Raw genomic sequence first — 2,670 nt, forward strand, 5'->3', positions numbered from 1 at the left:
ACGCGAGAGCTGCCCACCCACGACATGGATCTCACCGGGCACCGCCACCGCGGCCGGATGCAGCCGCCCGTCGAGCACATACGCGGCCAAACCCGGGATGGCACGACCGATCACACTGGCCGCGTCCTGCGCATCGCGCGGGGCCAACGGCAGGAACGACACATGCACCGTGGTCTCGGTGATGCCGTACATGTTCACCAACCGGGTACTCGCGCCGTGGCGCTCGTACCAGCGGCTCAGCCGACGCGGATCCAGCGCCTCACCACCGAAGATCACATACCGCAACGCCAGCTCACCCGCAGCCGCGGTCCGGTCGGCTTCGGCCAACTGATAGAACGCCGAGGGGGTTTGGTTGAGGACGGTGACGCGCTCGCGGATCAGCAGTTCACGGAACTGTTCCGGGGAGCGGGAGGTGAGGTAGTCGACTACGACCACACTGCCGCCGTGCGCCAGCGCGCACCACAACTCCCACACCGAGAAATCGAACGCATACGAGTGGAACAACGTCCACACATCATCACGACCGAACCCGAACAACGGCTGAGTGTTGGCCAGCAACTCCACCACATTGCGGTGCGCGACCCCCACACCCTTGGGCACACCGGTGGAACCGGAGGTGTAGATGACATACGCCAGGTTGTCCGGCCGCAACGGCGCCACCCGATCCGCGTCACCGACCGGCGTATCGGAATAGTTCTCGGCCTCGCCCAGTAGCACCACCGGCAACTGCCCGGCCGGCACAGCATCCCGCTGCTGCGCGGTGGTCAGCACACACACCGGCGCGGCGTCACCGAGCATGAACTCCAACCGCTGCACCGGATAGGTGGTGTCGATCGGCAGATACGCCGCACCCGCGGTCAACACACCCAACAACGCGACCGGTAGTTCCTCGGTGCGTGGCATCGCCACCGCCACCACCGACTCCGGGCCCGCCCCCGCGGCGATCAACGCCCGAGCCACCTGATTCGCCCGACGCTGCAACTCACCGAACGTCAGGCTGGTGTCGCCGTAGCGGATCGCTACCGCGTCCGGACGCAGCCACGCCTGCTCGGCGATGACGTCCGGCAAGGTCGCGCCGGGAACCCAGGCTCCCGGCGCATTCCATGCACTCAGTACCTGCTCGCGCTCGCCGGGTGCGAGTACATCGATGTCCCCGACCACGGCGGTGGCATCGGCCGTGACCGCCGCCAGGATACGGCGGAATCGGCTCGCGAAGTTCCGCACGGTCGATTCGTCGAACAGGTCGGTCGCGTAGGCCATGACCACCGAAAGACCTTGGGCTTCAGGTTGTTCGGCCAGGGTGATCTGCAAGTCGAACTTGGCCGCCGACACCTGCGGATCGATGCCGGACACCGTGAGCCCGGGCAACTCGAGCGTCGCCTGCGCCAGGTTCTGCAACACCAGCATCACCTGGAACAGCGGGTGCCGCGCCGCCGAGCGAACCGGATCGAGCAATTCGACCAGACGCTCGAAGGGCAGATCGGCGTGCCCGAAGGCCGCGACGTCGGTCCGGCGGACCTCGGCGAGCAACGCGTCGAACGGCGTGCCCGGCTCGACCTCGGTGCGCAGCACCAGGGTGTTGACGAACATGCCGATCAGATCGTCGAGTTCGGCCTCGCCGCGGCCGGCCACCGGGGTTCCGATGGCGATGTCCGAGGTGCCCGACAGCCGGGCCAGCAGCACCGCGAGCGCGGCGTGCACCACCATGAACAGTGTCGAATTATGCCGCTGGGCAAGTTGTTCCAGCCCGGCATGCAGGTCGGCGTCGATGTCGAAGGCGAAGGTGGCACCACGATAGGACGCCTGGGCGGGACGGGGCCGGTCGACCGGCAGCGGCAGTTCGTCCGGCAGGGCCGCGAGCGTGGCGCGCCAGTACTCGGCCTGCTGCGAGATGAGGCTGTTCGGGTCGCTCTCGGAACCGAGCACCTCCCGCTGCCACAGGCTGTAGTCCGCGTATTGGACCGGGAGCGGGGCCATGGCCGGGGCTTCGCCTCTGCTGCGCGCCTCGTAGGCCAGCACCAGATCGCGGGTGAGCGGTCCCATCGACCAACCGTCCGAGCTGATGTGGTGCGCGACGAACGCGAGCACGTGCTCGGTCGGGTCGTCCGCGTTCGCGGAAGCGACCTCGAACAGTTCGACCCGGAACGGGACCTCGGAGGTCACGTCGAAGCCGGCGGCGACGACGGCGGTCACCGCGGCGGCCAGATCGGCCGCGTCGACCCGGGCCGGCGCCACACCGATCGGCACCTCGTCCGCCGCGAGCACCTGCTGTACCGGGCCGTCCGGCGTCTGCGGGTAGATCGTGCGCAGGATCTCGTGGCGCGCCACCAGGTCCGCGACGGCGTGTCGCAGAGCGGCCACGTCCAAGTCGCCGGTGAGGCGGATGGCGGCCGGGATGTTGTAGACCGACGACGCCGGATCGAACTGGTTGAGGAACCACATGCGCTGCTGCGCCAGCGACAGCGGAATCCGCTCCGGACGCGGACCGGCGACCAAGGCTTTACGCCCGCCGGAGCCCGCGTGCTGCTCGACCTTCGTGGCGAGTCCGGCCACGGTCGCCGCCTCGAAAATCACCCGCACCGGGACACGAGCGTCCAACGCCGCACCGATACGCGCCGCCACCTGCGTCGCCAGCAACGAGTTACCACCGAGCGCGAAGAAATCGTCATC

The 2,670-nt window shown here is 68.4% G+C and carries 1 protein-coding gene; it reads right to left on the bottom strand.

Annotation, left to right across the window (positions count from 1 at the left end):
• The coding region (locus tag ACZ6DL_RS38030) for a condensation domain-containing protein (RefSeq protein ID WP_466058577.1) at positions 1-2,670 on the bottom strand (2,670 nt) is incomplete at both ends.

The sequence above is a fragment of the Nocardia sp. NPDC041819 genome (genome assembly GCF_055590505.1).